The following is a 2483-nucleotide window of genomic DNA, read 5'->3' as shown; positions in this document are numbered from 1 at the left end:
CTGCTCCACGCTGGCCTCGATCGGTCTTTTCTCGACGATGTAGCGCTGACGCAATACGTCTAGTGAATACTGGGACATAACGCCCTTCGTGAAGACTGTCTGTAGGGAAGCGTGTCGGTGAATTTTGTGGCGATTGTCTGAAGTACCTATACCGCCTCATCGGCTGCGCAACGCCCTCTCGAAGGAACTGGCCCGCTTTCACTTCCGCATCGCCACTGACACCGCGTCCATCTGCCTCAGAGGGAACCAACGGGTGTGTTCATCCCGAGCAAGGCCAATACGTCATGCCGGCGACAGAGAAATGGCGATGGCATGCTAGCCGCGCTAGCCGAGCGCCCGCTTAACCTCGTCCACGGCCCTATGCCCCCTTGCTTCGGCTTCGCCCTCTGTCGCGTTTCCTGGCGTCGCGCACCGCCCGCCGGGCCCACCATTAGCCTGTCGACGAAATGATCTCGCGTGACATCTCGAGAGTGTGATTTGCCCTCCGCCAGAGCCTGCCGCGAACAACAAAACAGTGGCCGTCCGGCGTCACCGAATGCCTCACGAGAAACCTAAGCCGACTTCCGCTGCGGCTTGGCCGCCGGCTTCTTCGCCGCGGCCTCTTTCGCCGGCTTTTTGCCTGCGATCGGCATCAGCATTTCCTTCTGCCCGGCGGCCGCCTTGCGCGGCTTTTTTCCTGATTTCTTGGCTGCCTCTGCCGCGGCCCCCTCTCGTCCGATGCTCTTGCGCAGTGCTTCCATCAGATCGACCACGTTCTCGCCGCGGGGTCGCGCTTTCGCGGTGATGGGTTTGCCGGCGCGCTTCTGGTTGATGAGCTCGATGAGAGCGGTTTCGTACTGGTCTTCGAACTTGTCCGGCTCGAAATGTCCCGCCTTCTGGTTGACGATATGCCTGGCGAGATCGAGCATGTCCTTGGTGACTTTGACGTCCTGGATGTCGTCGAAATACTCATCCGCGGAACGGACTTCGTAGGGATAACGCAGCAGCGTCCCCATCAGCCCTTTGTCGAGCGGCTCGAGCGCGATGATGTGTTCGCGATTGGTCAGCACCACCCGACCGATCGCGACCTTGTTCATCTCGCGGATCGTTTCGCGAATGACCGCGAAGGCATCGTGCCCAACTTTGCCGTCAGGGCGCAGATAATAAGGACGGATGAGATATCGCGGATCGATCTCGCTGCGGTCGACGAACTCGTCGATCTCGATGGTTCGCGTCGATTCCAGCGCGACGTTCTCAAGCTCCTCCTTCGTCACTTCGATGAAGGTGTCGGTGTCGACCTTGTAGCCCTTGACGATATCCTCGTTGTCGACCTCCTCGCCGGTATCGGCGTCGACCTTGGCGTATTTGATCCGGTGGCCGGTCTTTCGGTTGAGCTGGTTGAAGGAGACTTTTTCGGATTCCGATGTGGCCGGATAGAGCGCGACCGGACAGGTGACGAGGGAAAGACGCAGGAAGCCTTTCCAGTTAGCGCGGGGGGCCATTGGGGGAACTCCGATACTGATGCCGGAATCAAGACGATCCACCCAGCTTGGTTCCGACACCGCGCCCCTTCCCCCACGATGATTTTTCTCGACGCGGGCCAGAGCGGACTCGACTTTTGTTCTCTTTATGTTCTAATTCGAAAATGACCGATCGACCCGCGAGCTGGCGCATGCCGACGCCAAAGCAGATGGAAAAGCTGGCCGCTCAAGCCGCCCGCAGGCCAGCTCTCCCCGCTCCGGCTCCGGATGCGCCGCTCCCGGCCGAATACTGGGAATCGGTCCTCAAAGACCCGCGCGCCGAGGCGACCAGAGCCCAGATGCGGCAGCGGCGTCTTTCGGAAATTCAGCGCCACGTCCTGCGGATCTCCTGCCGCCGCTGCGAGCGAACCGTGGAAATCCAGACCGCCGATGCAGTCCGATTATATTGGCGGCAACGCCGTCTGGAAGGACGTGGCGCAGCGGCTGCTCGACAACACCTGCCAGCAGCGCACCGGCAGGCATGAGGAAGACGGGTGCTGGCCGGCGTTCGAGACGCCGTAGCCCGCTCCGGATCGCCAATGCGATCTCTTTGCGCCTGGATGTCCGGATGGCCCCGAAGTATCACCCTACGCCGCTGTCGGGCGGCGACCGCAAGGCTCTGGCGAAGGAGCTTGGCAAGGCGCGGACAATGGCCAACATCCTGGCTACGCAATCGGCGGAGACGCGGGCGAAAGGGGAAGCGCTCATCCAACGGGCCGACAAGCTGCTCTGCGAAAGCTGGAACGAACGAATGTGGAGCGACGGCGAACCGATAGATCCGTCGCCTACCATCGACCAAGCGGTGAATGGAGGCTTCCCTTGGCTTGAGATTCAGTGCGCGCGCTGCAAGACGCCGAGCGACGTCGACCTCGCGGCGATGAAACATCCACCGACCACCTTCGTGCACGATCTCGCCAGCCGGCTGCGCTGCCGCAAATGCGCCAAGGCGGGCCGGCGTCCATCTGCGACTCTGCTACAATTGGC

At 61.4% G+C, this 2483-nt stretch carries 2 protein-coding genes and 1 pseudogene; 2 read left to right on the top strand and 1 reads right to left on the bottom strand.

Annotated elements, in window-relative coordinates:
• Nucleotides 1-551: 551 nt before the first annotated feature.
• Entirely contained in the window at nucleotides 552-1481 is a 930-nt protein-coding gene (ku, locus tag FXB41_RS40170) for a non-homologous end joining protein Ku (RefSeq protein WP_219685691.1), read from the bottom strand.
• Nucleotides 1482-1624: 143 nt separating this feature from the next.
• On the opposite strand from ku, the pseudogene FXB41_RS40165 reads away from it, so the two are divergent.
• Together FXB41_RS40165 and FXB41_RS40160 are read left to right on the top strand one after the other, a co-directional pair.
• Nucleotides 1625-2021 (top strand): annotated as a pseudogene (locus FXB41_RS40165) (hypothetical protein).
• Between the two features lie 46 nt (nucleotides 2022-2067).
• The coding region (locus FXB41_RS40160) for a hypothetical protein (RefSeq protein ID WP_219685690.1) at nucleotides 2068-2483 on the top strand (416 nt) is incomplete at its 3' end.

The sequence above is a fragment of the Bradyrhizobium canariense genome (assembly GCF_019402665.1).
Taxonomy (GTDB): domain Bacteria; phylum Pseudomonadota; class Alphaproteobacteria; order Rhizobiales; family Xanthobacteraceae; genus Bradyrhizobium; species Bradyrhizobium canariense.
Note: the sequence above shows the minus strand (reverse complement) of the source record. Positions and strands in the feature narration are given on the sequence as shown.

Bases quoted from the DNA above. Each gene is read 5' to 3' on its own strand.
- ku (WP_219685691.1), bottom strand. From the start codon at position 1,481: ATGGCCCCCCGCGCTAACTGGAAAGGCTTCCTGCGTCTTTCCCTCGTC.